The sequence below is a fragment of the Microbacterium sp. GCM10027623 genome, from assembly GCF_042666935.1.
Classification (GTDB): Bacteria; Actinomycetota; Actinomycetes; order Actinomycetales; family Microbacteriaceae; genus Microbacterium.
In genome coordinates, this window is record NZ_JBHTHE010000002.1 from 713692 (window position 1) to 740088 (window position 26397).

The following is a 26397-nucleotide window of genomic DNA, read 5'->3' on the forward strand; positions in this document are numbered from 1 at the left end:
GGCGCCTGCCGGGGCTCGCGCTGCCGCGGCGGTCCGGCGCGACCTGTCAGGCCGAGCGGGTGATCGCGGCCTCGGCGAGCGCGCGCAGGCCTGCCGCGGCGCGGTCGTCGAGGTTCGCGGATGCCAGCGCCCGCTCCGCCTCGTCGGTGCAGTCGGAGATCATGCGTTCGATGCGCTCGGCCGCGCCGGTGTCGTGGATGAGCTCCTGCAGGGCCCCCACGGCGGCGGGGGAGAGCCCGCGGTCGCCGAGTGCGGCGTCCAGCTCCGCACGGCGGGCATCCGACAGCTGCTCGCGTGCCAACGCGATGAGTGCGGTGCGCTTGCCCTCGCGCAGGTCATCGCCGGAGGGCTTGCCGGTGACGTCGGGATCGCCGAAGACCCCGAGCAGATCGTCGCGCAGTTGGAAGGCCATGCCGACCGGATGGCCGAACGCGCGCAACGAGGCGAGCAGGCCTTCGTCCGCTCCCGCCAGGGTCGCGCCCAGCACGAGCGGCTCCATCACGCTGTACCGCGCCGACTTCAGGGATGCCACCCGCAGCGCGCGCTCGAGCAGGTCGGCGGGCGGACTCACACTCCACGCCGATTCCTCCGTGATGTCGAGCATCTGTCCCACGGTCACGTCACGGCGCATGCGGGCGTATTCGGCTCGCGTGGCGGGTGCATGGGGATGCTCGCGCAGCGCATCCTCGAGCAGGTCGTCGCTCCACGCGACGAGGAGGTCGCCGAGCAGTACGGCGGCCGAGCGGCCGAACGCCTCGGCGTCGCCGTGCCACCCGGCCGCTCGATGAGCGGCCTCCAGCGCCCGATGCGGGGCGGCGCGTCCTCGACGGGTGTCGGAGTTGTCGATGAGGTCGTCGTGCACGAGGGCGGCGGACTGGAAGACCTCCAGTGCCGCGCACAGGCCCCACAGCGGGTCCAGGTCCGCGTCGGGTGCGGCGTTCGCCGCCTGCCATCCGGCGTGGCAGAACCGCGCGCGCAGCCGCTTGCCCCCGCTGAGGGTGTCCCGCGCGGCATCGAGGAAGAGGGCGGATTCGGGGCCGTAGTCGGCGCGATCGGCCTGCAGGGCGACCAGGAATGTCTCAAGCCGTGCGGCGACCGCGTCGCTGACGAAGGTGGAGGGCACGATTCCCAGCCTAGATGCAGGAATCCCACGGCGATCGGCTAGCCCGCCGCCGTCCGCGCGGGTAGAGTAGATGGACCGAACCGAGGGGGTTGGACATGCCTCTTTCCGAACAAGAGCAGCGAATGCTCGACGAGATGGAACGCCATCTCCTGCAGCACGATGCCGACGTCGTGAGCGCGCCGTCTGGTGACCGCGCGCTCAGCTATCGTAATCTCGTCTACGGCGCCCTGCTTCTGCTGGCCGGCGTGGGCGGCCTGATCGCCGCCGTCGTCGCCAGCGGCGATCTCGGCGCCACGTGGAGCATCATCATCGGCGTCATCGCATTCCTCGCGATGCTGGGCGGTGCGATGCTCGCCTTCACACCGGTTCGACGGACCTCGATCGATGCGCGCCCGGACCACTCGTCCGACCGGCACGGCGTCCGACCGCGCGACACGTCGTTCATGGACCGCATGAACGATCGGTGGGATCGGCGCCAGGACGAGCGCTGACGCACCGCACGGAGGCGACTCAGAACCGAGCGGCCGCAGCCCTCATCTGAGACGAACACGAAACCCGGATGCCCCGCATCCGGGTTTTTTGGTGTGTGAGGGGCACAGACCTCCACCAGGGCCCCACCTGTCCTCCACTTTCCCTCCACTCAGCTCCACCCCCGAGATCCGCGTGATCCCGGGGGTTTTTGCGTCTCTCTGCGGAAAGAACCCCGATCGGTACGGAATTGTCGTAGGAAAGTGGAGGGGAGTGGAGTAAAGTGGTGCGCACCTCGAGTGGGCCGGACGAAGAGGGGGTGATGGCCGATGCTGCTGGGAACGCATACACCGAAGCTCGACGACAAAGGCCGTGTCATCCTCCCCGCGAAGTTCCGCGAGGATCTCGCCGGCGGGATCGTCGTCACCCGCGGACAGGAGCGCTGCCTCTATGTGTTCAGCACGGCCGAGTTCGAGGCCATGCACGAACGCATCCGGCAGGCGCCCCTGAGCAACAAGCAGGCCCGCGACTTCCTGCGGATGTTCCTCTCCGGTGCGAGCGCCGAGATGCCCGACAGCCAGAACCGGATCACCCTCCCCGCGCACCTGCGTCAGTACGCGGGGCTCGAGAAGGAGCTGGTGGTCACCGGCGTCGGCGCCCACGCCGAGATCTGGGACGCGTCCGCATGGAACGCGTACCTGGAGGGCAACGAAGAGTCCTACGCAGATCTGGAACAGGAGGTGATTCCCGGATTGTTCTGACCACGGCTGTGATGCCTCGCCGCTCCGCCCCGACACACTTCCCCGGTGCCGGGTCGAGCGGAGAGGAATCAGAGCCGGAGGTCACGGGAAGAAGATCATGAGTCTCCGCGACATCCACACCCCGGTGCTCCTCGAGCGCTGCATCGAACTGCTCGCTCCGGCGCTCGCGACCGACGGCGCCGTGCTCGTCGACGCCACCCTCGGCATGGGAGGGCACTCCGAGGCGTTCCTCGAGCGCTTCCCGAACATCCGTCTCATCGGCCTGGACCGCGACACCGACGCCCTGCGGATCGCGGGGGAGCGGCTCGCGCCCTATGCCGATCGGATCAGTCTGGTGCACACCGTCTACGACGAGATCGGCCTGCACGCCCAGGGCGCCTCGGCGATCCTCTTCGACCTCGGCGTCTCCTCGCTGCAGCTGGACGAGTCCGATCGCGGATTCGCGTACTCGAAGGATGCGCCGCTGGACATGCGCATGGACCAGACCAGAGGCCGCACGGCTGCGACGATCCTCGCCGAGTACAGCGAAGGACAGCTGCGCCGCATCTTCGAGCGCTACGGCGAGGAGAAGCTCGCCGGCCGCTACGCCCGGTTCATCGTCGAGGCGCGGCAGAAGCAACCCCTGACCCGCTCCGGCGAGCTCGTGGATCTGCTGATCGCCGCCACCCCCGCGGCCGTCCAGCGCGCCGGTCATCCCGCCAAGCGCGTGTTCCAGGCGCTGCGCATCGAGGTCAACTCCGAGCTGAGTGTGCTGGCCGACGCGATCCCGTCGGCAATGGACGCACTGAACGTCAAGGGCCGCATCGCCGTCATGGCTTACCAGTCGCTGGAGGACCGCCTCATCAAGCAGGCGTTCGCCGCCGCATCCGCCTCCACGGCTCCTGCGGGTCTCCCGGTCGAGCTCCCCGAGCACGCTCCGCGATTCCGGATCCTCACCAAGGGGGCCGAGATGGCGGACGAAGCCGAGCGGGCGGCCAACCCCCGCGCCATACCCGTGCGCCTGCGCGCGGCCGAGAAGCTGAGGGAGACGGCATGAGCCTGCCCGCCGCGCGCATCCAGCCGCACACCGACCCTCGTCCGGCCCGCACGCCCTGGTTGCGTCCGGTCACCGCTCCTGCCGCGCGTCGACGCCCGAAGCTCGCCGGAGCGGCACTGGCTGTGGGGGGAGCGCTGGCCATCGGCGCCGCGCAGATGGGGATCTCCCTCGCGGCCACGCAGGACGCCTTCGTCCTCGCCGGACTCAACACGCAGCAGCATGAGCTGAACCTGCAGAAGCAGGCGCTGACCGACGAACTCGTCGGACTCAACTCACCGCAGGCGCTGGCGAGCAAGGCCGACGGCCTGGGCCTGGTCGTGGCGGGACCGGCGTCCTACCTGCGACTCAGCGACGGCGCGGTGCTGGGTGCGGGCCGCGGCGCCGACTGGCTCTCGACCGTCGACCCGAACGGCTCGACGAAGGTCGGCAACTCCCTGATCGCTCCTCCGCCCCCTCCCACCACGGCCGTGCCGCCGGCGGATGCCGTCGCGCAGAACACCGAACCCGACCTGCCTCCCGCGATCACCGACGGCCTGCCGTCCCCGACCACCCGCTGACCCGGCCAGGATGGAGACCGCCCCGTGAGCACTCGAGCAACCCGCGGAACGAGACGGCGCACCGTCGTCGCGCTCGCGGTGATCCTCACCGTCCTGTCGGCGTTCGTCTTCCGCCTGGTCGACATCCAGGTCGTGCACGCCGACGATCACGTCGCCGATTCGCTCAAGAACGGGAACATGGGGGCGACGACGACCATCGCCGGCTCTCGCGGGGACATCGTCGACGCCAACGGGACGGTGCTGGCCCAAGGGGCGTTCGTCTACGACTCGCAGCTGGACCCGAAGCTGATCAACGACTTCGAGACCAATCCCAAGCTGAAGGCCAAGGCGAAGATGCCCTGGGCGCAAGCCAGCGAGAAGATCGCCGAGATCGTGGGGATGACCACCGACGAGATCCGCGGGGCTGTCGCCGCAGCGCTGGAGAAGAACCCGAACAGCCAGTACGCCAAGCTCAAGAACGGGCTCTCGACCGAGCAGTACCTCGCGTTGCGCGACCTCAAGCTCGCCTATGTGCACAGCAAGGCGCGGCCGGTGAGGGTGTATCCCAACGGCGCGGTCGCCGGCAATGTGCTCGGCTTCCTGAACGGAGCAGGCAAGGCCGAGTACGGCATCGAGCGCATGCAGGACAGGTGCCTGGCGGCGACGGACGGATCCAACACGTTCCGGCGCGGCCAGGGCGGCGTGCGCATCCCGGGCAGCGAGCGGATCGTGCCCGCCGTGGACGGCGGCACCGTGCAGCTGACCATCGACAGCGACCTGAACTGGTACCTGCAGCAGATGATCGCCGAGGAGGCGCAGCGTCAGGGAGCGATATCGGGCAGTGTCACGGTGGTCGAGGTGAAGACGGGCAAGATCCGCGCCGCGGCCGAGTACCCGTCGGTCGACCCCAACGACATCAACGCCGTCGATCAGACCTACTGGCGCTCGCACATCTTCTCCGACGCGCACGAGCCCGGCTCGACGTTCAAGGCGGTCACCGCCGCCACGATCATCGACCAGGGCAAGGCCACCTGGTCCTCGCACGTCAGCGCCAAGTCCCGTGAGAAGTTCCCCAACGGAGCCGTCGTCAACGACCCCTTCCCGCACCCGCAGTACGAGTACACCCTCGCCGGCGCGCTGATCGACTCCTCGAACGTGTCGCTGTCGAAGTTCGGCACCATGGTCGATCCGCGCACACGTGCCGACTACCTGAAGCGCTTCGGCGTCGCCCGCAAGACCGCGGTCGGCTTCCCGGCGGAACAGGCGGGGTACTTCCCCCGGGACTCGAAGGGGAACGAGATCGACCCCGCCAAGTGGGACGCGCAGACGCTGTACACCACGACGTTCGGCCAGGCGTTCACCGTCACCCCCGCTCAGCTGGCCGGCGCCTACCAGGCCCTCGGCAACTACGGGAAGAAGATCGAGCTGTCGCTGGTGGAGTCCTGCACCGACGCCGACGGCACCGTGCACAGGGCGCCGACGCCTGAGAGCGAGCAGATCGTCAAGCCGGATACCGCGAAGGAAGTGCTGCGGATGCTGGAGAACGTCGCCGTGCAGGGAGGGAACTCCCGCGCCATCGAGATCCCCGGTTACCGCATCGGCATCAAGACGGGAACCGCGCAGAAGACGGATGGCAAGGGCAACTACAAGAAGGGCATCTACTTCACGAGCATGATCGGCATCGCGCCGATCGATGACCCGCAGTACGTCGTGGAGGTGACTCTCGACGAGCCGACTAAGATAAGGAGTTCGGCCGCGGATGCCGTCGCCTTCCAGCAGGCGATGACCCAGGTGCTCAAGACCTACCGCGTCGCGCCGTCCTCGCAGCCGATGGATGAGCTGCTTCCCAAATTCAACTAGCCGGCGCTGCGCCGCGCATGGAGATGTCACATGATCGCTCTGTCGCTTGCCGAGATCGCCGAGATCCTGCAGGGTGAGCTGCGCCTGATCGGCACCGACACGCCGGAGACCGTCGTCGACGGCTCCGTCGACACCGACTCGCGCGAGATGCGCGCCGGATCGATCTTCGTCGCCAAGCCCGGGGAGACGACCGACGGGCACCGCTTCGTCGGCGCCGCCGTCCAGGCCGGCGCGGTGCTCGCGATCGTCGAGCGTCCTGTGGATGAGGCCGTCACGCAGATCGTCGTGGCCGATGCCGTCGCCGCTCTCGCCGACCTCGCGCGCGCGGTGGTCGCCCGCGTGCGCGCAGCCGGGCGGCTGCGCATCGTGGGGATCACCGGTTCCAACGGCAAGACGACGACGAAGAACTTCCTGGCGCGCATCCTGCAGGACAGCGGCGAGACCGTGGCTCCGGTCCGCTCCTACAACAACGAGGTCGGCGCACCGCTGACCATGCTGCGCGTGACGGAGACCACCCGGTACCTGGTCAGCGAGTTCGGCGCGGCCGGGCCCGGCAGCATCGCCCGGCTCGCGGGACTCGTCGAGCCCGACGTCTCCGTCGTCCTGATGGTCGGACTCGCCCACGCCGGCGGCTTCGGCGGGATCGAGGGGACCGCGCGCGCCAAGTCCGAGCTGGTGCAGGCCGCCCACCGCGGCGGAGCCGCCGTGCTCAACATGGACGACCCGCGCGTGTGGGCGATGCGGGAGATCGCCGCGGAGCGCGAGCTGACCGTGGTCTCCTTCGGGCAGGGCGAGGGCGCCGATGTGCGCGCCGAGGACATCGTCGTCACCGCGTCGGGGACATCGTGCACGGTCGTCCACGACGGCCGGCGGATCCCGCTGCGACTGCAGGTCCTCGGTGCGCACCACATCGCGAACGCGCTGGCGGCCGTCGCCGCGGCGAGCGTGCTCGGCATCTCGGCATCCGATTCCATCGCCCGCCTGGAGACGGTGCAGCTCGCCGAGCGCTGGCGCATGCAGCCGATGGGCAGCGACCGCGTGCGCATCATCAACGACGCCTACAACGCCAGTCCCGACTCGATGGCGGCGGCTCTGCGCACGCTCGCCCAGATCACCGGACCGGAGGAGCGCACCGTCGCCGTGCTGGGGGCGATGAGCGAGCTCGGCGAGGCGGCGGGCGAGGAGCACGACCGCATCGGGCTGCTCGCCGTGCGGCTGAACATCCGGCGCATCGTGGTCGTCGGCCAGGAAGCCCGCCGTCTGTATCTGTCGGTCGTCGGCGAGGGGTCCTGGGACAGCGAGGCCGTGCACCTGCTCGATCAGGATGCTGCCTTCGAGTACCTGAAGACCGAGCTGCGCGACGGCGATCGCGTGCTGGTCAAGTCGTCCAACTCCGTGGGCCTCCGGCATCTCGGCGATCGTCTGGGAGAATGGTTCTCGTGAGGTCCTTGCTAATGGCGACGGCGATATCGCTCGCCTTCTCGCTCTTCCTGACTCCGGTGTTCCTGAAGGGGTTCCGCCGGATCGGCTGGGGACAGGTCATCCGCACCCCCGAGGACATCGCGAACCCGAGCCACGAGGCGAAGCGCGGCACGCCCACGATGGGCGGCGTCATCTTCATCCTCGGCACGATCGTCGGCTACTTCGCCGGCACGTTCTTCGGTGGCACCACCCCGGCGCTGTCGGCCGTCCTCGTGCTCTGGCTGATGGTGGGCTTCGGTGTGGTCGGCTTCATCGACGACTACATGAAGGTGCGCAGTCAGCGCAGTCTCGGTCTGTCCGGCTGGCGCAAGATCGTGGGGCAGCTGGCCGTGCTGATCCCGTTCGGCGTGGTCGCGCTGAACTTCCCGAACTCGCTCGGTCAGTACCCGGCCAGCGGATTCGTCTCCCTCTTCCGCGACATCTCCTGGCTGAACCTGTTCGCCTTCGGTGCCGTGCTCGGCTGGATCCTGTACCTGATCTGGATCTCGGTCATCGGCGTCGCCACCTCCAACAGCGTCAACCTCACCGACGGGCTCGACGGCCTGGCAGCCGGCGCCGGCGTCTTCGTGGTGGCCTCGTACGGCCTGATCGCGTTCTGGCAGTTCAAGCAGTCCTGCGTGGGGGAGGGCATGAACGCGGTCGGCTGCTATGAGGTGCGCGAGCCGCTGAACCTGGCGACGGTCGCGGCGGCCTTCGCCGGCGGTCTCATCGGATTCCTGTGGTGGAACGCGCCCAAGGCGAAGGTCTTCATGGGCGACGTGGGGTCGATGGCCATCGGTGGTGTGGTCACCGCGATGGCCGTCCTGACACGCACCGAACTGCTCCTGCTCGTCATCGCCGGCATCTTCGTGATCTCCTCCGGGTCGGTGATCCTGCAACGGGCCTACTTCAAGATCACCCGCGGCAAGCGCCTGTTCCTGATGAGCCCCTTCCACCACCATCTCGAGATGCGCGGCTGGGCCGAGGTCACCATCGTGGTGCGGCTGTGGATCATCGCCGGCCTGCTGGCGGCATCCGCCGTCGGGCTCTTCTACGTGGACTGGTTCGCCCAGGCCTCGAACGGCTGACCCGTGGGTGCCGATCGCCTTGACGCTCTGACCAGCTGGCACGCGGACTGGAGCGGGCTCCGTGTGGCCGTGCTCGGTCTGAGCGTGACCGGCTTCTCCGCGGCCGACACGCTCACCGAGCTGGGCGCCGAGGTGCTGGTGCTCTCCGAGGACGCCTCGGAGGAGTACGCGCGGCTGGTGCCGGTGATCGGAGCCCGTCTGGAACTCGGCCCCCTCGCCGAGGTGCCCGACGTGCTGCGCGACTTCGACCCGGAGGTGATCATCGCCTCGCCGGGGTTCTCGCCCTCGCATCCGGTGATCGTCTGGGCGCAGCGGAGCGCGATCGCGCTCTGGGGAGACGTCGAGCTCGCCTGGCGCGTGCGCGACAAGGTGCTCCGCCCCGACGGCACCCCCGCGGAATGGGTCCTCATCACGGGCACGAACGGCAAGACCACCACCACGCAGATCACTGCCACGCTGCTCGCCGCGGGCGGGCTCCGTGCCGCCCCGTGCGGCAACATCGGCGTCCCCGTGCTGGACGCGGTGCGCGATCCGGGCGGTTTCGACGTGCTGGTCGTCGAGCTCTCCAGCCACCAGCTCTGGTACATCGGGCAGTCCGCACCGGCCGGCCAGCTCGTCCCGTATGCGGCCACCTGTCTCAACCTGGCCGACGACCACCTGATCTGGCACGGCAGCGCCGACGCCTACCGCGCCGCCAAGGCGTTCGTGTACCGGCATACCAAGGTCGCGTGCGTGTACAACAAGTCCGACCTCGCGACCCAGCAGATGGTCGAGGAGGCGGATGTCGTCGAGGGCGCGCGCGCCGTCGGATTCGATCTCGGGACCCCCGGGCCCAGCGACGTGGGCGTGGTCGACGGCATCCTCGTCGATCGCGCCTTCCACGACGACCGCCGCCACAGCGCATTGGAGCTCACGACGGTCGACGAGCTGCGCACGGCCGGGCTGGCGGCTCCGCATGTCGTACAGAACATCCTGGCGGCATCCGCTCTCGCACGCTCCCTCGGCGTCGCGCCCTCGGCGATCCACGACGCCCTGGAGACCTTCCGCATGGATGCCCATCGCATCCAGATCATCGCCGAGCATCGCGGCATCCGATGGGTCGACGACTCCAAGGCCACCAACCCGCACGCCGCGGCCTCGTCGCTGCGTGCCTACCCCGGTGCGATCTGGGTCGTCGGCGGAGACCTGAAGGGCGTGGATCTCAGCGAGCTCGTCTCGGACGCCGGCGGTACCGCCGGCGGCGCCATCGTGATCGGCGTGGATCGGGAACCGGTGCTGACGGCATTCCGGCGACACGCGCCGCACGTGCCGGTCTTGGAGGCGGTCCCTGGCGACACTGGAGGGGTCATGGATCGCGTCGTGGAACTGGCCACCGGGATGATCGACGGCGAGGGGACGGTTCTGCTGGCCCCCGCAGCGGCCTCCTTCGACCAGTTCTCCAGCTACGCGGACCGGGGAGAGCGCTTCGCCCAGGCGGTGCGCGGCTGGATCGGACGGGGGAGCGCGGATGACGCAGACGGCTCACCCACCGCGCACTGAGAGCCGCGGTCTCGCGGCTCGCGTCTCGCTCGGCAGGCTCTTCGTCCCGCCGTCCACCGAGTTCGTGATGATCGCGTCGACCGCGGTGCTGCTGACCATCTTCGGTGTCGTGATGGTGCTCTCGGCCACCAGCGCGAGCCCGACGGCACCACTGGAAGGCGCGCTGAAGCAGGGGGTGTTCGCGCTCATCGGCATCCCGCTGATGTTCCTCGTGAGCCGCCTGCCGATCGTCTTCTTCGGGAGGATCGCCTGGCCGGCGCTGATCGTCGCCGTCATGTTCCAGCTGCTCGTCTTCGTGCCGGGCATCGGCGTCTCCTCCTACGGCAACCGGAACTGGGTGAACATCCCCGGCCTCGGCCAACTGCAGCCGTCCGAGTTCCTCAAGTTCGTGCTGGCGATCTGGATCGCCTTCGTGCTGCTGCGCAAGCAGGCCAAGCTCGGCACCTGGCACCAGGTCTTCATCCCCGTCGTCCCGGTGTCGGTCCTCGCCATCGGCACGGTGATCGCCGGGAACGACCTGGGCACGGTGATGGTGCTCGTGCTGGTCGTGCTCGGGTGCCTGTTCTTCTCCGGGGCCAAGCTGCGGCTGTTCATCCTGCCGCTGCTGCTCGGGCTGATGGCCGTGCTCGGGTTCGCGCTGACCAGCGAGAACCGGATGAACCGCATCCTCTCGGCCTTCGATCCCCGTGCCTGCGACCCGACCAACGAGTGCTATCAGGCCGTGCACGGCATGTGGGGGCTCGCCAACGGCGGCTTCTTCGGCGTGGGGCTCGGCAACTCCCAGGAGAAGTACTGGCTGCCTGCCGCATCGAACGACTACATCTTCGCAATCATCGGCGAGGAGCTGGGCATGCTCGGTTGCCTGCTCGTGCTGGCGCTGTTCGGCGTCTTCGCCGTCGGCGCGTTCCACATCATCCGCAAGACCACCGACCCGTTCATCCGTGTCGCCTCGGGGGGGATCGTGGTCTGGATCATCGGCCAGGCGCTGTTCAACATCGGCGTCGTCCTGCGCATCCTCCCCGTGATGGGCGTTCCGCTGCCGTTCATGTCCCAGGGCGGCACATCCCTGCTGTCGGTGATGATCGCCTGCGGTGCGCTGCTGGCCTTCGCACGCACGATCCCGGCCGCCGCGAAGGAGACCGCTGGGCGCTCGAGCGCAGGTCGCAGGGGTAAGGTCGCTCGGTGACCACCTATCTTCTGGCCGGCGGGGGAACCGCCGGCCATGTGAATCCTCTGCTCGCCGTCGCCGATCGGCTTCGCGAACGCGACGACGCCCGCGTGCTGGTGCTCGGCACGCAGGAGGGGCTCGAATCCCGGCTCGTGCCCGCCCGCGGCTACGACCTGCTGGTCGTGGACAAGGTGCCCTTCCCTCGGCGACCGAACGGTGCGGCGCTGGCCTTCCCCGTCCGCTTCCGTCGCGCGGTGTCGCAGGTGCGCGCGCACATCCGCGCGCACGGCGTGGACGTCGTGGTCGGGTTCGGCGGCTACGCGGCCGCCCCCGCCTACGTCGCCGCACGGCGCGAGAAGGTGCCGTTCGTCGTGCACGAGGCCAACGCGAGGCCGGGACTGGCCAACGTGCTGGGCGCGCGCCGCGCGGCCGCGGTCGGCGTCGCCTTCGAAGGCACTCCGCTGCGCGGCGGCGAGGTCGTCGGAATGCCCCTGCGCCGTGAGGTCGTGGAGATCGATCGGCAGGCATTGCGCGCCGAGGCGGCGGCCGAGTTCGGGCTGGACCCCGCGAAGCCGGTGCTGCTGGTCTTCGGTGGATCTCTGGGAGCGCTGCGGCTCAACAACGCCTTCGCCGACTCCTGGCAGGACGTGCTGGACGCGGGCTGGCAGCTGCTGCACGTCACGGGTGAGCGCAGCGACCTGACGAGTCCGGACGTGCAGGGGTACAGCCTGCGCCGCTACGTGGACCGGATGGACCTCGCCTTCGCCCTCGCCGATCTGATCGTCTCCCGCGCCGGGTCGGCGACGGTCAGCGAGATCAGCGCGCTCGGCCTGCCGGCCGTGTACGTGCCGTACTCGGTGGGCAACGGCGAGCAGCGGCTGAACGCCGGCTCCGCCGTGGCTGCCGGTGCCGCCCTGCTGCTGGACGACGCGACCTTCGACGGCGACGTGGTGCGCAGGCAGGTGGTGCCGATGCTGGGCGACCGCGAGCGCATCGCCCGGATGACGGATGCCGCGCAGCATGTCGGCACCCGCACCGGCACCGAGAACCTCATCGGTCTCATCGATCGCGCTCTGGCGCGAAAGTAGAATGGTGTCGACATGATCAGACCCGACCTCACCCTTCCCATCCCCGAGACCATCACCTCCGCGCACTTCATCGGCATCGGCGGCTCCGGGATGAGCGGGCTCGCCAAGATGTTCCTCGATGCCGGCATCCGCGTCTCCGGATCCGATCGCTCCGACAGCGACAGTCTGCGCGCGCTGGCCGCCGCGGGCGCGACCGTGCACGTGGGTCACGACGCCGCGCACCTGGGGGACGCCGACACGGTCGTCCACACCGGGGCGATCTGGCCGGAGAACCCGGAGTTCGTCACCGCCAAGCAGCGCGGCCTGCACGTCATCCACCGTTCGCAGGCGCTGCACTGGCTGATCGGCGGACGCCGCCTGGTCTCCGTCGCCGGCGCGCACGGCAAGACGTCGTCCACCGGGATGCTCGTGACGGCGCTGCAGGCGCTGGGCACCCACCCGAGCTTCGTCAACGGCGGTGTCATCGAGCAGCTGGGGGTCTCCAGCTCCTCGGGCACCGACGAGCTGTTCGTCATCGAGGCCGACGAGTCCGACGGCACGTTCCTGCTCTACGACACCGCGGTCGCGCTGATCACGAACGTCGACCCCGACCACCTGGACTTCTTCAGCTCCGAGGACGCCTTCTACGACGCCTTCGTGCGCTTCGGCGACGAGGCCACCGAGGCCGTGGTGATCTCCAGCGACGATGCGGGGGCTCAGCGCGTGCGCGACGCCCTGAGCCACCGGCGCGTCGTCACCTTCGGTCGTGACGCGGAGGCGGACCTGCGCGTCGAGGACATCGACACCTCCGGCGCCGTCGCCGCGACGCTGGTGCACGACGGCGAGTCCGTGCGCATACGGCTCGCCGTGCCCGGCGCGCACAACGCGGTCAACGCCGCAGGCGTCGTCGCGGTGCTGATCACACTCGGTCACGGCCTGGCCGACGCCGCCCACGCCGTGGAGGGGTTCGCCGGAACGGTGCGCCGCCTGGAGCGGCACGGCGAGGCCCGCGGTGTTCAGGTGTACGACGACTACTCCCACCACCCGACGGAGGTGCGCGCCGCGCTGGAGGCGATGCGCGGCATCGCGGGAACGGGCCGACTCATCGCCATCCAGCAGCCGCACACCTACTCGCGCACCCAGCACATGTATCGCGAGTTCGCCGCCGTCCTGGAGGAGCTCGCGGATCACACCGTGATGCTCGACGTCTACGGCGCGCGGGAGGATCCCGTGCCCGGCGTGACCGGTGAACTGGTCAGCGGTGCGTTCGCCGACCCCGCCAAGGTGCACTACGTGCCGGATTGGCAGGCAGCCGCCGATCACACCGCAGAGGTGGCTCGTGACGGCGACGTCGTCGTGACCCTCGGCTGCGGCGACGTCTACCGGATCATCCCGCAGGTGCTCGACTCCCTCCGGCGGACGTCCGAGGTCTGAGCCATGCGTCGACCGGCCCCCCTCCCGGCCTCCGCCGGGCAGCCTGAGAAGGCCGAGGCGGAGGGTCGCCGCGAGCCCGGGTCCCGGGTGTTCGGCTTCCGCGGCGCTGCCGTCGACGAGGCGGGTCGCGCGGATGCCGAGGAGCAGCCGACCGGCGGGCCCATGGCGGGCGCGGACGGGGACGCGGTCACCGCCGTCATCGACGACGCCGTTCGTCCCGCAAGGGGGGACGACACGACGCCGCCCGTGCGCAGCAGCGACGTGTGGCGCGCCGCGCGTGCCAGGCGCAAGGCGCTGCGCGCGGAGATCCGGCGCTTCACCCAGCGCTCGCGCCGCAGGCGCATCGTGCTGTGGGGTTCACTCGGGGCGGTGCTGGCGCTGATTCTCGGCAGCATCGTGGCCGCCTACAGTCCGCTGTTCGCGGTGGAGAAGATCACGGTCGCCGGTGCGCGCACGCTCGACGCTGCCGCTGTGCAGCAGGCGCTCGACGGTCAGATCGGCGCACCTCTCGCGCTCGTGGACGCGAGCGCGGTGAAGGCCGCACTGACGCAGTTCCCCATGATCGAGTCCTACGCACTCGAGGCCCGGCCGCCGCACGACCTGCTCGTGCGCATCGTCGAGCGCACGCCCATCGGCGTCATCCGGTCCGAGGCCGGGTACACGCTGGTGGACGCCGCCGGAGTCGTCCTGGCGACGACGCCGGAGAAGCCCGACGGGCAGCCGACACTGTCGATCACGAGCGGGGTGAGCTCGGCGGCCTTCCGAAGCGCCGGACTGGTCGTGCGATCCCTGCCTGCGCAGCTGCGCGCTCAGGTCGCGACGGTCAAGGCGTCGTCGGCCGATGACGTGACGCTCACTCTGGGAGACGGGAAGACCGTCGTGTGGGGGAGCGAGGAGGACTCCGTCGAGAAGGCGCTGGTGCTCGTCGCGCTGATCGAGAAGGCGCCGGACTCGCGGACCTTCGACGTGTCCGCGCCCACGGTGCCGGTGGTGCGCTGAGGCGCTTCCGCGCTGCGGACCACGCCGGCGCGACGTGTTGTCGCGGAGATCGCCCCGACACGCCGTGTCGTTGCGCCCCCAGGGCCGGCTTGCGCTTAGCGTCGAGGACGAGAACGCAATACCGGGAAACAGTTTAACCCTCTCGTAGAGGTTGAAGGTTTATCCCTCGTCAGGCTCGAATAACGGAGGCCGGCCATGAGCCAGAACCAGAACTACCTCGCCGTGATCAAGGTCGTCGGCGTCGGCGGTGGCGGCGTCAACGCCGTCAACCGAATGATCGATCTCGGACTCCGCGGAGTCGAGTTCATCGCCGTGAACACCGACGCGCAGGCGCTGCTGATGAGCGACGCCGACGTCAAGCTCGACGTGGGTCGCGAACTCACTCGCGGACTCGGCGCGGGGGCGGACCCGGAGGTCGGACGCCGCGCCGCGGAGGACCATGCGGAGGAGATCGAGCAGGCCCTCACCGGCGCCGACATGGTCTTCGTCACCGCCGGAGAGGGCGGTGGCACCGGAACCGGTGGCGCACCCGTCGTCGCCCGCATCGCCAAGTCGATCGGCGCCCTCACCATCGGTGTCGTGACCAAGCCGTTCTCCTTCGAGGGTCGTCGCCGCCAGAGCCAGGCCGAGGCCGGCGTCGCAAAGCTGAAGGAGGAGGTGGACACCCTCATCGTCGTGCCGAACGATCGTCTGCTCGAGATCAGCGACCGCGGCATCTCGATGATCGAGGCCTTCGCCACCGCCGACCAGGTGCTGCTCGCCGGTGTGCAGGGCATCACCGACCTCATCACCACTCCCGGTCTCATCAACCTCGACTTCGCCGACGTGAAGTCGGTGATGCAGGGTGCCGGCTCGGCGCTGATGGGCATCGGATCCGCCCGCGGCGCGGACCGCGCGATCAAGGCTGCCGAGCTCGCGGTCGAGTCCCCTCTGCTGGAGGCCTCCATCGAGGGTGCGCACGGCGTGCTGCTGTCGATCCAGGGTGGTTCCAACCTCGGCATCTTCGAGATCCACGACGCGGCGGACCTCGTCAAGGAGGCCGCGCACCCCGAGGCCAACATCATCTTCGGAACGGTCATCGACGACACCCTCGGCGACGAGGTGCGCGTCACGGTCATCGCCGCCGGGTTCGACGGGGGCTCGCCCTCGCCGCGTCTCGAGCCGATGGTCGTGGAGCGCCCGGCGGCGAACCCGCTGCCCGAAGTGCGCCTGGACGCCGACTCCCGCGAGGAGCGCGTGGAGCCGGTCAAGCCCGTTGTTCCCGCTCCCGTGACGTCGAGCATCGAGCCCGCGTTCAGCGACGACAGCGATCTCGACATCCCCGAGTTCCTCAAGTGATGAGCGCCTGACGACAGCGATGTCCGCACCTGACCTGGCCGCCCGGCTGTCGGCGATCGACGAACGGATCGCCGACTCCGCGCGCGGTGCCGGCCGCGATCCGGCTGAGATCACCCGGATCGTGGTCACCAAGTTCCATCCGCCTCAGCTCGTCCGCGACCTGCACGCCCTCGGGGTCCGCGAGCTGGGCGAGAACCGCCAGCAGGAGCTGACGGCGAAACGCGCCGCCCTTCGAGAGCCTCAGGGACCACATCTCGATGACCTGCGCTGGCACTTCATCGGACAGGCACAGACCAACAAGGCAGCGGCGATCCGACGGGCATCCGACGTGGTGCACTCGGTCGATCGTGCGCGTCTGGCCGACGCCCTGCACCGCGCCGCGACCGACGACCGCGTCCTCGACGTGCTCGTCCAGGTGAATCTGACCGAGGATCCCGGCCGGGGCGGCAGCACACTGACGGATGCCGAAGCGCTGGCGGAGCACGTGCTGGGCCTGGATTCGCTGCGCCTGCGCGGCGTCATGGCCGTGGCCCCTCTCGACGAGGAGCCGGCTTCGGCGTTCGGCCGACTGCGCGACGTCGCCGACCGCATCCGCCTGCTCTCACCGGAGGCCACCTGGATCTCCGCCGGCATGACCGGCGACTTCCCGGCGGCGATCGCCTCCGGCGCGACACACCTGCGGATCGGTTCCGCAATCACCGGACCCCGCCCCGACCGGGGTTAACCTGTGAACCAGACCAACCCGAACCGTTCAACCGGAGGACACGATGGGTAACCCGCTGAAGAAGACCATGGTGTATCTCGGCCTCGCCGACGAGGAAGAGGTCTTCGAGGAGGAAGCCGCTCAGGCTCCCGCTCGCACGCCGCGCGACCGCAGCGAGCGCGAGCAGCGCGAAGAGCAGCCTCCCGCTCCCGTCACGCCGCTGCGCCGCCCCACCGCGGTGCGCCAGCCCTCCGCGGGCGCGGTCAACGAGATCCTCACCGTGCACCCCAAGCAGTACCGCGATGCGCAGGTCATCGCCGAGAACTTCCGCGACGGCGTTCCGGTGATCATCAACCTGTCGCAGATGAGCGATGCGGACGCGCGGCGACTGATCGACTTCGCCAGCGGGCTCTCGCTGGGTCTCTACGGTCGGATCGAGCGGGTGACCAGCAAGGTGTTCCTGCTGTCGCCCGAGAACATCGCGGTGTCCGGCCAGGGCGGCCTCGCCCAGGCGGAGTCCGCCTCGTTCGACTCCTGACCTTGGGTGCTGTGCTCGGCGTCATCGGCAGCATCGTCGAGCTGGTGCTGACGCTGTACGTCCTCGTGCTCATCGCGCGCCTCGTCCTGGACTACATCCCGCTGTTCAACAGGCAGTGGCGTCCGAAGGGCGCCGGCCTGGTGCTCGCAGAGCTGGCGTACACGCTCACCGACCCGCCGATCCGGTTCTTCCGTCGGGTCGTGCCGCCGTTGCGGCTGGGCAGCATCTCACTCGATTTCGGGTTCGCGCTGACCATGATCGTCGTCCTCATCCTGATGACGGTCGTGCGCGCCCTCACATGACCTGCCGGATGCGTGCTCATCGCGTCGCACAGGCTGGGGGGCTATGCTTGGCTCCCAGGCGCGCGCCCCGGGTACGCGTCGACTGAACACCGCGCCATCGTCTGACGACTGGCCGAAAGAACTCATCGAAAGAGGAGCCACCCATGGCACTTACCCCGGATGACGTCGTCCACAAGGAGTTCCAGCACGTCCGGTTCAAGGACGGTTTCGACCCTGAAGAAGTCGACGACTACCTCGACGAGATCGTCGTCGAGTGGCGCAAGACCATCGAGGAGAACAACGAGCTCAAGGCGAAGCTCGCCGCGTTCGAGTCGGGTGAGGGCGCTGCCGCTCCGGTCGCCGAGGCTCCGGCGGCTCCTGTCCAGGCGGCACCCGCCGCGGACTCCTCGGCCACCGGCACGTCCGCGGGCATCATCGAGCTCGCACAGCGTCTTCACGACGAGCACGTCGCCGAGGGCGAGGCCAAGCGCAGGCAGCTCATCCAGGAGGCCGAGGCCGAGGTGGCGCGCATCCGCAGCGAGGCCGAGGCCAAGCAGCGCGAGGAGTCGGCTCGTCTCGAGCGCGAGCGCAACACCCTGGAGGGTCGCATCACCGAGCTCCGCGAGTTCGAGCGCGACTACCGCGGAAAGCTGCGTGCGCTGATCGAGGGTCAGCTCCGCGACCTCGACCAGAAGTCGTCGACGGACGCCACGCCCGTCTCCGCCATCGGCCTGTAGGTCACCGTTGGCAGGACGTCGTCCCCTTTCTCGGTCGGCGGCCGGTGCGATCGTTGCGGTCCTCGCAGCGGTCGTGCTGGCCGCCGACCAGTTCGTGAAGTACCTCACCGTCGAACACCTCCCGCTGCAGGAGTCCGTTCCGGTGCTGGGCAACTTCCTTCAGCTGTTCTACATCCGCAATTCCGGCGCGGCGTTCTCGATCGGCGCCGGGATGACCTGGATCTTCACGATCGCGCTGACGATCGTGGCGGGCGTGATCGTCTGGAAGACGCTGAGTGTGCACTCCCGCCTCTGGGCCGTCGTGCTCGGCGCGCTGCTCGGCGGCGTCCTCGGAAATCTCACCGACCGGCTGCTGCGTGAGCCCGGCTTCGCCGTCGGACACGTCGTCGACATGATCTCGATGCCCTGGATGCTTCCGGCGATCTTCAACGTGGCGGACATCTTCATCGTCACCGGCATGATCGCCGTGGCGCTGCTCGTGGTCATCGGCCTGCGACTGGACGGCACGCGCGAGCGCGACCAGGTCACCGGCGAGGACGCGGCTCCGGCAGCGGATGCCGAGCCGGCGGCGTCCGCGAACGAGGCCTGAGCGTGCAGAGCCGCAGTCTGCCCGTCCCCGACGGGCTGGACGGATCCCGCGTGGACGCCGCGCTGGCGAAGATGCTCGGTTTCTCGCGCACGTTCGCGGCAGAGGTCGCCGAAGCAGGCGGCGTGCTGCTGGACGGCGCGCAGCTGGGCAAAGCCGACCGGCTGCGTGCCGGGGGCTGGCTCGAGGTGAGCTGGACCCCCAGGGAGGAGCCGCGCATCGTGCCCATCGCGGTCCCGGAACTGGGGATCGTGCACGATGACGACGACATCGTCGTCGTGGACAAGCCCACGGGCGTGGCCGCACATCCCTCGGTCGGATGGGAGGGACCGACCGTCGTCGGCGCCCTCGCGGCCGCCGGGTTCCGCATCGCGACCAGCGGCGCCCCCGAGCGTCAGGGCGTCGTGCACCGGCTGGACGTCGGCACGAGCGGCCTGATGGTGGTGGCCAAGACCGAGTCGGCGTACACCGCACTCAAGCGCGCCTTCAAGGAACGCACGGTGCAGAAGATCTACCACGCGGTCGTGCAGGGGCACCCCGATCCGCTCGCCGGCACCATCGACGCCCCCATCGGGCGCCACCCGAACCACAACTGGAAATTCGCGGTGGTCCCCGACGGCAAGCCGTCGGTCACGCACTACGAGACGCTCGAGGCGTTCCCCGGGGCGTCACTGCTGGAGATCCACCTGGAGACCGGCCGCACCCATCAGATCCGCGTGCACATGGCCGCCCACCGGCATCCGTGCGTCGGCGACCCGCTGTACGGGGCGGACCCGACCCTGTCGGCGAAGCTGGGGCTGACCCGCCAGTGGCTGCACGCGCACCGGCTGGGCTTCTCGCATCCCGCGACGGGCGAGTGGGTGCAGTTCGAATCCCCGTATCCCGCGGACTTCCAGCACGCGCTGGAGATCCTCGATCCGGGACGTCCGCCGGAGCACTGAGGGGTCGCAGCACTGGGGCCCGGAGCACTGAGCGGCGTCGTTCAGAGCCGGGAGCTGCGCGCGGCGGTGACGACGCCCGCCAAGGTGAGCTCCAGGAAGGTGATCAGGTCCTCGGTGCGATCGCGCTCCGGCGGCATCGGCGCCTCATCTCCGGCCGACGCCATAGCCACGAACGTCTCCTCGGCGAACGCCACCCAGGAGCGCAGGGCAAGACGCAGCGCCGAACTGTCGGGCTCGCCGCGCTCCGTCAGCGCCTCGCGCAGCCGCTCGGCGTTCGCCTCCCGCGCCTCGTCGACGAGCGCGCGCACGGTGGGATCGCCGCTGGCGGCGCCGCGCACCAGGGAGAAGAACGTGCCGCGGTGGTCGGCGACGAAGCTCATGATCCGCACCAGCACGTCGTGCACGCGTTCCTCGGGGTCGAGGTCCGGCCGGGGGAGGGTCGAGTGCAGCAACGCGTCGCGTGCGGCCTGGACGACAGCACGCTGCATGCCCTGTCGTGTGTCGAAGTAGTGGAAGATCAGGGCACGGGAGACGCCCGCGCGCGCGGCGAGCACGTCGATCGTGAGGTCGTCGAGCGCGTGATCGGCGAGGAAGCTCACGCCTGCGGAGATGAGCTGAGCACGGCGGGCGTCCGGGCTGAGACGGACGCGGCGCTCGACGGACATGGGGTGATCCTATCGGCCGCCGGTATTGACTCGAAGTCAATGAGGGGTATTCTGGCTGGGCGCCGACGACGACGCGAGCACTGGAGGATCGATGAAGTTCCGCACGCCGAAGAAGCTGATCACGAAGGCCACCGCCACGCACGCGGGTCGGATCACCCTGGCGGCGGTGCCCGTGGGCATCGTCGCAGCCGTTCTCATGGGCGGAGTCGCGCAAGGGCAGGTGCCCGTGTCGTTCGCGGTGTCCGGCAGCCAGTTCCAGATCAGCGCCAGCCTTCTGGAGGGGACGGGCTTCTCGCAGTACGCCGGTGTCGCCGAAGACACGGAGGGCGGCGACCACACCGTCGCGATCGCGAACATCAAGAGCGCCACGCTGGCCGATCTCTGCCAGTCCGTGGTCTCGGAGACACCGCTCGGCAAGGTCGGCGTGCTCATCAAGGCCGGCGGCGGCGGCAGTCCGGCCAGCGCCTCCGACCTGCAGATCGGCATGACCGGACTCGGAGGCGACGCGTCGTTCGGGAACATCCGCATCGGCGTGGATGCCTCGACGGTGAGCACCGGTGCGAAGGGATCCGCAGGGGATTTCGCACAGGATGCCGACACCGTCACCATCAAGAACCTGCAGCAGACCGCATGGAGCACCCAGGCGTCCGTCTTCACCCTGACCGGCATGACGCTGGAGCTGACGGACGGATCGCAGGGATGCTTCTGAGCAGAGGCGTCACCGTGACCGAGGACGAGCGGATCGCCGCCGGCCACCAGCGATCCGAAACCGCCGCGTCGACGTTCCGGCAGTGGCGGCGCGGCCGGCCGTTCGTCGGGGGAGTGCTGCTGGTGATCTCGGGGATCGAGATGTTCTTCTCCGGCCAGCTGGACTTCGGTGAGCTGCACATCCAGCTGGGCATCGAGGGTCTGCAGGCGACCGTCATCCCCATCGCGCTCGTGCTGCTGGGCATCCTGGTGATCACGATGCCGACGCACCACGTCTTCTACGGGGTGATCGCCCTGGCGGTGGCGCTCTACTCGCTGGTGGGAGTGAACCTCGGCGGCTTCGTCGTCGGGATGCTGCTGGGATGCATCGGCGGGATCCTCGTGGTCGCCTGGATGCCATGGGAACGCCGTCAGCCGCATGCGGATGACGATTCGGATGCGGATGACGCCTCGCGGGCGGTCATCGAGGGGCTCGACGCGTGAGCCGACGCCCTGCTCGCTCCATCACCGCTGTCGCGGCGCTGTGCCTGCTGCTCACCCCGCTCATGGTCGGGGCGGCGGCGTCCACAGCCGTGCGCCCGGCGCTGTGCATCCCGATCCTCTGGTGCCCGAAGCCGTCCGCGACCCCCACGCCTGCGCCGACGCCGTCGTCGTCGCCCGCGCTTCCCGGCATCCCGCTTCCCGGCACCCCGACACCGGCGGCACCGACGGTTCCCGGCGAGCCGACGCCGAGCGCCCCGGGGACGACGCAGCCGGATGAGGCCGCCCCGGATGCGACGCCCGCGCCGGCCGTGCCGGATGACGGCGCCCCGATCTTCACGAAGACGCCGGCGCAGATGTCCTCCCAGGGACTGTCGTTCACCGGTCTGAAGGGCATCGCCCTGGTGACCGTGCCGACGAATGACGGGGGCAGCATCCGCGCGCTGAAGCTCAGCGCCGACACCATCACCATCACCGGGTTCGCGCTCTCCGTGCGTCCGGCCGGCGGTCCCGGTCTCGTCACGGATGCGGACACCATGACGCTGCGGGGGCACGTGTCGGTCTATCTCGGCTCGCTCACGGCGACCGCGCAGAACGGGAAGTCGCTCACCATCGGCGCCGACACGCCGCCGTCGTTGGATGACATCGAGCCAGGGCTGCTGCACGTGGACATGGGTCTGGTCGGCACGATCGCCGACTCGATCGCGTACACGAACACTGATCAGCGCATCGTCGCCGCGAAGTGACGCGACTGCTCGCGAGTGGCGTGCCGGGGCGCGTCAGCGCGTGACGCGACCGCCGCGGAAGTGCGCGGGATCGTCCTCGGCCATGGCGAGAGCGATCTTGCGCACGTGCGCGTCGTCGACCTCGCTCATCATCTCCGCGAGGTCGTAGAAACCGACCTCGGTCAGCTCGCCGTCGGCAGGATGCGGTTCGCCCGACACCCAGGTGCAGCGGAAGACGATGTCGAGGTAGTCGACCTGGTCGCCGTTGACGTAGGTGATGCGCGGAAGGGGCTGCACCAGTGCCAGGCGGTCGACCGACACCACCACCCCGGCCTCCTCGAGGCACTCACGGGCGGCGGCATCCGCGGGCTCCTCACCCGGTTCGACGATGCCCGCGATGGTCTGCCACGCGCCGTTGTCGGCCCGCTTTCCCAGCAGCACCTGCTGGTCGCGGAACACGACCGCGGTCGTCCCGACGAGGGGGAGCGGGTCGTGTCCGATGCGCTCGCGCAGGGCGAGCACGAAGTCAGGGGTGGCCATGCGGTTCAGCGTAGCGGGCACGGTCCGGGGGGCCGCCGTCGGATGCCGCGGGTAGGCTCGAGGCATGGCATCCGACTCCTTCGTGCACCTGCATGTCCACAGCGAATACTCCATGCTGGACGGCGCCGCGAAGATCTCCGCGATGACCCAGGCGGCCGCCGATTACGGGATGCCGGCGATCGCCGTGACCGATCACGGCAACACGTTCGCGGCCTTCGAGTTCTACAATGCGGCGCGCGCCGCCGGGGTCAAGCCGATCATCGGGCTCGAGGCGTACGTCACCCCGGGAACGCACCGCAGCGACAAGTCGCGGGTGTCATGGGGATCCCCCGATCAGAAGAGCGACGACGTCTCCGGATCGGGCGCGTACACCCACATGACGATGTGGAGCCAGAACAAGGAGGGGATGCACAACCTCTTCCGGCTCAGCTCGCTCTCCAGCCTCGAGGGCTACTACTTCAAGCCCCGCATGGACCGCGAGCTGCTGCAGACCTACGGCAAGGGCCTGATCGCCACGACCGGATGCCCCTCCGGTGAGATCCAGACGCGGCTCCGGCTCGGACAGTACGACGCGGCACGGGCCGCGGCCGCCGAGTTCCAGGACATCTTCGGCAAGGAGAACTACTTCGCCGAGATCATGGATCACGGCCTGTCCATCGAACGCCGGGTCATCACCGACCTCATCCGGCTGTCGAAGGATCTCGACATCCCCCTCGTCGCCACCAACGACTCGCATTACACGCACCAGCACGAGGCCGACGCGCATGAGGCGCTGCTGTGCGTGCAGTCCGGCTCCACCATGGACGACCCGAACAGATTCAAGTTCGACGGCGACGGCTACTACATCAAGACCGCGCAGGAGATGCGCCAGCTGTTCCGCGATCACCCCGAGGCGTGCGACAACACGCTGCTGATCGCCGAGCGCTGCGAGGTCGAGTTCGACACCTCGGCGAACTACATGCCGCGCTTCCCGGTCCCCGACGGCGAGACCGAGGACAGCTGGCTCGTCAAGGAGGTCGAGAAGGGCCTGCACTACCGCTACCCGGCCGGCATCCCCGACAAGGTGCGCAAGCAGGCCGAGTACGAGGTCGGCATCATTCTGCAGATGGGCTTCCCCGGCTATTTCCTCGTCGTCGCCGACTTCATCAACTGGGCGAAGGACAACGGCATCCGCGTCGGCCCCGGCCGCGGCTCCGGTGCAGGCTCCATGGTCGCGTACGCGATGCGGATCACCGACCTCGACCCGCTGGAGCACGGGCTCATCTTCGAGCGGTTCCTGAACCCGGACCGCGTCTCGATGCCCGACTTCGACGTCGACTTCGACGACCGGCGCCGGGGTGAGGTCATCGACTACGTCACCGAGAAGTACGGCTCCGAGCGCGTCGCCCAGATCGTCACCTACGGCACGATCAAGTCGAAGCAGGCGCTGAAGGACGCCGGCCGCGTGCTGGGCTTCCCGTTCAGCATGGGTGACCGTCTCACCAAGGCCATGCCGCCGGCCGTGATGGGCAAGGACATGCCGCTGAGCGGGATTTACGACAGTTCGCACCCCCGCTACAAGGAGGCCAGCGAGTTCCGCGCGCTGATCGACACCGATCCCGAGGCGAAGACGGTCTTCGATCGCGCCCTGGGACTCGAGGGGCTGAAGCGGCAGTGGGGTGTGCATGCCGCCGGCGTGATCATGTCGTCGCATCCGCTGCTCGACATCGTCCCCATCATGAAGCGCGAGCAGGACGGCCAGATCGTCACGCAGTTCGACTATCCGTCGTGCGAGGCGCTCGGCCTGATCAAGATGGACTTCCTCGGGCTGCGCAACCTCACCATCATCTCCGACGCCCTGGACAACATCCGCACCAACCGCGGCGAGGAAGTCGACCTGGAGCATCTCGCTCTGGACGACCGCGCGGCGTACGACCTGCTCACCCGGGGCGACACCCTGGGCGTGTTCCAGCTCGACGGCGGGCCGATGCGCTCCCTGCTGCGCCTGATGAAGCCGGACAACTTCGAGGACATCTCCGCGGTCATCGCGCTGTACCGCCCGGGCCCCATGGGTGCCAACTCGCACACCAACTACGCGCTGCGCAAGAACGGACTGCAGGAGATCACGGCGATCCATCCCGAGCTCGAGGAGCCGCTGCGCGACATCCTCGACGGCTCGTACGGCCTGATCATCTATCAGGAACAGGTGATGGCCATCGCCCAGAAGGTGGCCGGGTTCAGTCTCGGACAGGCCGACATCCTGCGCCGGGCGATGGGCAAGAAGAAGAAGTCCGAGCTGGACAAGCAGTACGAGGGCTTCCACCGGGGCATGATCGACCGCGGCTTCGGCGAAGGCGCCGTCAAGGCGCTCTGGGACATCCTGCTGCCCTTCTCCGACTACGCCTTCAACAAGGCGCACTCCGCTGCCTACGGGCTGGTGTCGTACTGGACCGCGTACCTGAAGGCGCACTATCCGGCCGAGTACATGGCCGCGCTGCTCACCAGCGTCGGCGACTCCAAGGACAAGATGGCCATCTACCTCAACGAGTGCCGCCGCATGGGCATCAGGGTGCTGCCGCCGGACGTCTCGGAGTCGATCAACTTCTTCGCCGCCGTCGGCGAAGACATCCGCTTCGGACTCGGCGCCGTGCGCAACGTCGGCAGCAACGTGGTCGACGGGATCATCGCCTCGCGCGCGGACGGTCCGTTCACGTCCTTCCATGACTTCCTGAACCGGGTGCCCCTGCACGTGGCCAACAAGCGCACGGTGGAGTCGCTGATCAAGGCGGGCGCCTTCGACTCGATGGGCGACACGCGCCGGGCGCTGATGGAGATCCATGAGGATGCCGCCGAAGCCGCCGTCGACCGCAAGCGCAACGAGGCGCAGGGGGCCATCGGGTTCGATTTCGACAGCCTCTACGACGGGACCGAGGAGGCGCCCCCGGCGAAGGTGCCCGACCGGCCCGAGTGGATCAAGAAGGACAAGCTCGCCTTCGAACGCGAGATGCTCGGCCTGTACGTCTCGGATCACCCGCTCGCGGGCCTGGAGGTGCCGCTGGCGAAGCACGCGTCGATCTCGATCAACGACCTGCTCACCTCGGAGGACCTGCAGGACGGCGACCAGGTGACCGTCGCGGGCCTGGTCACCAGCGTGCAGCACCGCGTCGCCAAGGCGAGTGGAAACCCCTACGGCATGATCACCGTGGAGGACTTCAACGGCGAGGTGACGGTCATGTTCATGGGCAAGACGTACACCGAGTTCCAGCACACGCTGCAGCAGGATTCGATCCTCGCCGTCCGCGGCCGCATCTCGCGGCGCGACGACGGGTTGAACCTGCACGCGCAGTCGGCGTTCGCGCCGGACATCGGCTCCTTCGACGCGGCGGGCCCGCTCGCCCTGCTGGTGGCGGAGCAGCGAGCGACCGAACGCGTGATGCTCGATCTCGCGGAGGTGCTGCGCCGCCATGCGGGCGAGACGGAGGTGCTTCTGCGTGTGCATCGCGGCGGGTCGGCGAAGGTCTTCGAGGTGCCGATGCCAGTAAAGGTGTCCGCCGATCTGTTCGGAGACCTCAAGTCCCTCCTCGGACCCGCCTGCCTCGGCTGACGGTACACGCGAAGACACCTCCCACCGCGGGT

Annotated in this window: 26 protein-coding genes; 23 read left to right on the forward strand and 3 right to left on the reverse strand. The window is 69.1% G+C overall.

Annotation, left to right across the window (positions count from 1 at the left end):
- Positions 1–46 precede the first annotated feature (46 nt).
- On the reverse strand, positions 47–1126 hold the full coding sequence (locus tag ACFQY2_RS10770; RefSeq protein WP_378746160.1) for a polyprenyl synthetase family protein: 1080 nt from the start codon (positions 1124–1126) through the stop codon (positions 47–49).
- Between the two features lie 92 nt (positions 1127–1218).
- On the opposite strand from ACFQY2_RS10770, the gene ACFQY2_RS10775 reads away from it, so the two are divergent.
- The 19 genes from ACFQY2_RS10775 (at position 1219) to ACFQY2_RS10865 (ending at position 19664) form a co-directional block, all read left to right on the forward strand.
- Positions 1219–1614 (forward strand): DUF3040 domain-containing protein, encoded by a 396-nt coding sequence (locus ACFQY2_RS10775; protein WP_378745789.1) that lies wholly within the window; start codon positions 1219–1221, stop codon positions 1612–1614.
- 306 nt (positions 1615–1920) lie between these two features.
- Positions 1921–2352, forward strand: a complete 432-nt coding sequence (gene mraZ / locus ACFQY2_RS10780; RefSeq protein ID WP_286301729.1) for a division/cell wall cluster transcriptional repressor MraZ — start codon at positions 1921–1923, stop codon at positions 2350–2352.
- A 97-nt stretch (positions 2353–2449) separates the two neighbouring features.
- Positions 2450–3388 (forward strand): 16S rRNA (cytosine(1402)-N(4))-methyltransferase RsmH, encoded by a 939-nt coding sequence (gene rsmH, locus ACFQY2_RS10785; protein WP_378745790.1) that lies wholly within the window; start codon positions 2450–2452, stop codon positions 3386–3388.
- A complete protein-coding gene (locus ACFQY2_RS10790) occupies positions 3385–3945 on the forward strand; it encodes a hypothetical protein (protein ID WP_378745791.1) in 561 nt (186 codons plus the stop codon). The genes rsmH and ACFQY2_RS10790 overlap by 4 nt, the downstream gene beginning before the upstream one ends.
- 24 nt (positions 3946–3969) lie before the next feature.
- Positions 3970–5784: a peptidoglycan D,D-transpeptidase FtsI family protein gene (locus tag ACFQY2_RS10795; protein WP_378745793.1), complete on the forward strand. Its 1815-nt coding sequence runs from the start codon at positions 3970–3972 to the stop codon at positions 5782–5784.
- 30 nt (positions 5785–5814) lie between these two features.
- A complete protein-coding gene (murF, locus tag ACFQY2_RS10800) occupies positions 5815–7227 on the forward strand; it encodes a UDP-N-acetylmuramoyl-tripeptide--D-alanyl-D-alanine ligase (protein WP_378745794.1) in 1413 nt (470 codons plus the stop codon).
- Positions 7224–8333, forward strand: a complete 1110-nt coding sequence (mraY, locus tag ACFQY2_RS10805; RefSeq protein ID WP_378745795.1) for a phospho-N-acetylmuramoyl-pentapeptide-transferase — start codon at positions 7224–7226, stop codon at positions 8331–8333. Before murF ends, mraY begins: the two co-directional genes overlap by 4 nt.
- Before the next feature lie 3 nt (positions 8334–8336).
- The gene (murD, locus tag ACFQY2_RS10810; protein WP_378745796.1) at positions 8337–9872 is read left to right on the forward strand and encodes a UDP-N-acetylmuramoyl-L-alanine--D-glutamate ligase; all 1536 of its coding nucleotides are present in this window, start codon (positions 8337–8339) and stop codon (positions 9870–9872) included.
- Positions 9841–11058, forward strand: coding sequence for a putative peptidoglycan glycosyltransferase FtsW (locus tag ACFQY2_RS10815; protein ID WP_378745797.1), 1218 nt, complete (start codon positions 9841–9843; stop codon positions 11056–11058). The genes murD and ACFQY2_RS10815 overlap by 32 nt, the downstream gene beginning before the upstream one ends.
- Entirely contained in the window at positions 11055–12128 is a 1074-nt protein-coding gene (locus tag ACFQY2_RS10820) for a glycosyltransferase (RefSeq protein WP_378745798.1), read from the forward strand. Before ACFQY2_RS10815 ends, ACFQY2_RS10820 begins: the two co-directional genes overlap by 4 nt.
- 12 nt (positions 12129–12140) lie before the next feature.
- On the forward strand, positions 12141–13541 hold the full coding sequence (murC, locus tag ACFQY2_RS10825) for a UDP-N-acetylmuramate--L-alanine ligase (protein ID WP_378745800.1): 1401 nt from the start codon (positions 12141–12143) through the stop codon (positions 13539–13541).
- A 3-nt stretch (positions 13542–13544) separates the two neighbouring features.
- Entirely contained in the window at positions 13545–14540 is a 996-nt protein-coding gene (locus ACFQY2_RS10830) for an FtsQ-type POTRA domain-containing protein (protein WP_378745801.1), read from the forward strand.
- 195 nt (positions 14541–14735) lie between these two features.
- Positions 14736–15878, forward strand: coding sequence for a cell division protein FtsZ (ftsZ, locus tag ACFQY2_RS10835; RefSeq protein WP_378745802.1), 1143 nt, complete (start codon positions 14736–14738; stop codon positions 15876–15878).
- 19 nt (positions 15879–15897) lie between these two features.
- Complete coding sequence (locus ACFQY2_RS10840; RefSeq protein WP_378745803.1) at positions 15898–16602, forward strand: YggS family pyridoxal phosphate-dependent enzyme; 705 nt, start codon at positions 15898–15900, stop codon at positions 16600–16602.
- Positions 16603–16645: 43 nt separating this feature from the next.
- Entirely contained in the window at positions 16646–17119 is a 474-nt protein-coding gene (locus tag ACFQY2_RS10845; protein ID WP_378745804.1) for a cell division protein SepF, read from the forward strand.
- A gap of 2 nt (positions 17120–17121) precedes the next feature.
- Positions 17122–17421, forward strand: coding sequence for a YggT family protein (locus ACFQY2_RS10850; protein ID WP_378745805.1), 300 nt, complete (start codon positions 17122–17124; stop codon positions 17419–17421).
- Between the two features lie 143 nt (positions 17422–17564).
- On the forward strand, positions 17565–18137 hold the full coding sequence (locus tag ACFQY2_RS10855; protein WP_378745807.1) for a DivIVA domain-containing protein: 573 nt from the start codon (positions 17565–17567) through the stop codon (positions 18135–18137).
- A 7-nt stretch (positions 18138–18144) separates the two neighbouring features.
- Positions 18145–18726 carry a signal peptidase II gene (gene lspA / locus ACFQY2_RS10860; protein WP_378745808.1) on the forward strand — a complete coding sequence of 194 codons (582 nt, stop codon included), beginning with the start codon at positions 18145–18147 and terminating at the stop codon, positions 18724–18726.
- A gap of 2 nt (positions 18727–18728) precedes the next feature.
- On the forward strand, positions 18729–19664 hold the full coding sequence (locus ACFQY2_RS10865; protein ID WP_378745809.1) for an RluA family pseudouridine synthase: 936 nt from the start codon (positions 18729–18731) through the stop codon (positions 19662–19664).
- A 41-nt stretch (positions 19665–19705) separates the two neighbouring features.
- Here ACFQY2_RS10865 and ACFQY2_RS10870 read toward each other — a convergent pair whose 3' ends face one another.
- On the reverse strand, positions 19706–20329 hold the full coding sequence (locus ACFQY2_RS10870; RefSeq protein ID WP_378745810.1) for a TetR/AcrR family transcriptional regulator: 624 nt from the start codon (positions 20327–20329) through the stop codon (positions 19706–19708).
- Positions 20330–20420: 91 nt separating this feature from the next.
- Between ACFQY2_RS10870 and ACFQY2_RS10875 the strand changes: the two genes are divergently transcribed.
- From ACFQY2_RS10875 to ACFQY2_RS10885, 3 genes are read left to right on the forward strand one after another with little or no spacing between them, the layout of a single operon-like run.
- The gene (locus ACFQY2_RS10875; protein WP_378745812.1) at positions 20421–21038 is read left to right on the forward strand and encodes a DUF6230 family protein; all 618 of its coding nucleotides are present in this window, start codon (positions 20421–20423) and stop codon (positions 21036–21038) included.
- The gene (locus ACFQY2_RS10880) at positions 21029–21520 is read left to right on the forward strand and encodes a DUF6114 domain-containing protein (RefSeq protein WP_378745813.1); all 492 of its coding nucleotides are present in this window, start codon (positions 21029–21031) and stop codon (positions 21518–21520) included. Before ACFQY2_RS10875 ends, ACFQY2_RS10880 begins: the two co-directional genes overlap by 10 nt.
- Positions 21517–22263, forward strand: a complete 747-nt coding sequence (locus tag ACFQY2_RS10885) for a hypothetical protein (protein ID WP_378745814.1) — start codon at positions 21517–21519, stop codon at positions 22261–22263. Before ACFQY2_RS10880 ends, ACFQY2_RS10885 begins: the two co-directional genes overlap by 4 nt.
- 33 nt (positions 22264–22296) lie before the next feature.
- Here the strand turns inward: ACFQY2_RS10885 and ACFQY2_RS10890 are convergent, their stop codons facing one another.
- A complete protein-coding gene (locus tag ACFQY2_RS10890) occupies positions 22297–22782 on the reverse strand; it encodes an NUDIX domain-containing protein (RefSeq protein ID WP_378745815.1) in 486 nt (161 codons plus the stop codon).
- A 64-nt stretch (positions 22783–22846) separates the two neighbouring features.
- Here ACFQY2_RS10890 and dnaE point away from each other — a divergent pair, with 64 nt between their 5' ends.
- Positions 22847–26365, forward strand: coding sequence for a DNA polymerase III subunit alpha (gene dnaE / locus ACFQY2_RS10895; RefSeq protein ID WP_378745817.1), 3519 nt, complete (start codon positions 22847–22849; stop codon positions 26363–26365).
- The last annotated feature ends 32 nt before the right edge of the window (positions 26366–26397 follow it).

Coding starts and splice junctions, on each gene's coding strand:
- ACFQY2_RS10890 (WP_378745815.1), bottom strand. CDS start 22,782: ATGGCCACCCCTGACTTCGTGCTCGCCCTGCGCGAGCGCATCGGACAC.
- ACFQY2_RS10880 (WP_378745813.1), top strand. CDS start 21,029: ATGCTTCTGAGCAGAGGCGTCACCGTGACCGAGGACGAGCGGATCGCC.
- ACFQY2_RS10840 (WP_378745803.1), top strand. CDS start 15,898: ATGTCCGCACCTGACCTGGCCGCCCGGCTGTCGGCGATCGACGAACGG.
- ACFQY2_RS10775 (WP_378745789.1), top strand. CDS start 1,219: ATGCCTCTTTCCGAACAAGAGCAGCGAATGCTCGACGAGATGGAACGC.
- ACFQY2_RS10790 (WP_378745791.1), top strand. CDS start 3,385: ATGAGCCTGCCCGCCGCGCGCATCCAGCCGCACACCGACCCTCGTCCG.
- ACFQY2_RS10830 (WP_378745801.1), top strand. CDS start 13,545: ATGCGTCGACCGGCCCCCCTCCCGGCCTCCGCCGGGCAGCCTGAGAAG.
- murC (WP_378745800.1), top strand. CDS start 12,141: ATGATCAGACCCGACCTCACCCTTCCCATCCCCGAGACCATCACCTCC.
- ACFQY2_RS10870 (WP_378745810.1), bottom strand. CDS start 20,329: ATGTCCGTCGAGCGCCGCGTCCGTCTCAGCCCGGACGCCCGCCGTGCT.
- dnaE (WP_378745817.1), top strand. CDS start 22,847: ATGGCATCCGACTCCTTCGTGCACCTGCATGTCCACAGCGAATACTCC.
- ftsZ (WP_378745802.1), top strand. CDS start 14,736: ATGAGCCAGAACCAGAACTACCTCGCCGTGATCAAGGTCGTCGGCGTC.
- mraZ (WP_286301729.1), top strand. CDS start 1,921: ATGCTGCTGGGAACGCATACACCGAAGCTCGACGACAAAGGCCGTGTC.
- ACFQY2_RS10815 (WP_378745797.1), top strand. CDS start 9,841: ATGACGCAGACGGCTCACCCACCGCGCACTGAGAGCCGCGGTCTCGCG.
- rsmH (WP_378745790.1), top strand. CDS start 2,450: ATGAGTCTCCGCGACATCCACACCCCGGTGCTCCTCGAGCGCTGCATC.
- murF (WP_378745794.1), top strand. CDS start 5,815: ATGATCGCTCTGTCGCTTGCCGAGATCGCCGAGATCCTGCAGGGTGAG.
- ACFQY2_RS10845 (WP_378745804.1), top strand. CDS start 16,646: ATGGGTAACCCGCTGAAGAAGACCATGGTGTATCTCGGCCTCGCCGAC.
- ACFQY2_RS10875 (WP_378745812.1), top strand. CDS start 20,421: ATGAAGTTCCGCACGCCGAAGAAGCTGATCACGAAGGCCACCGCCACG.
- ACFQY2_RS10855 (WP_378745807.1), top strand. CDS start 17,565: ATGGCACTTACCCCGGATGACGTCGTCCACAAGGAGTTCCAGCACGTC.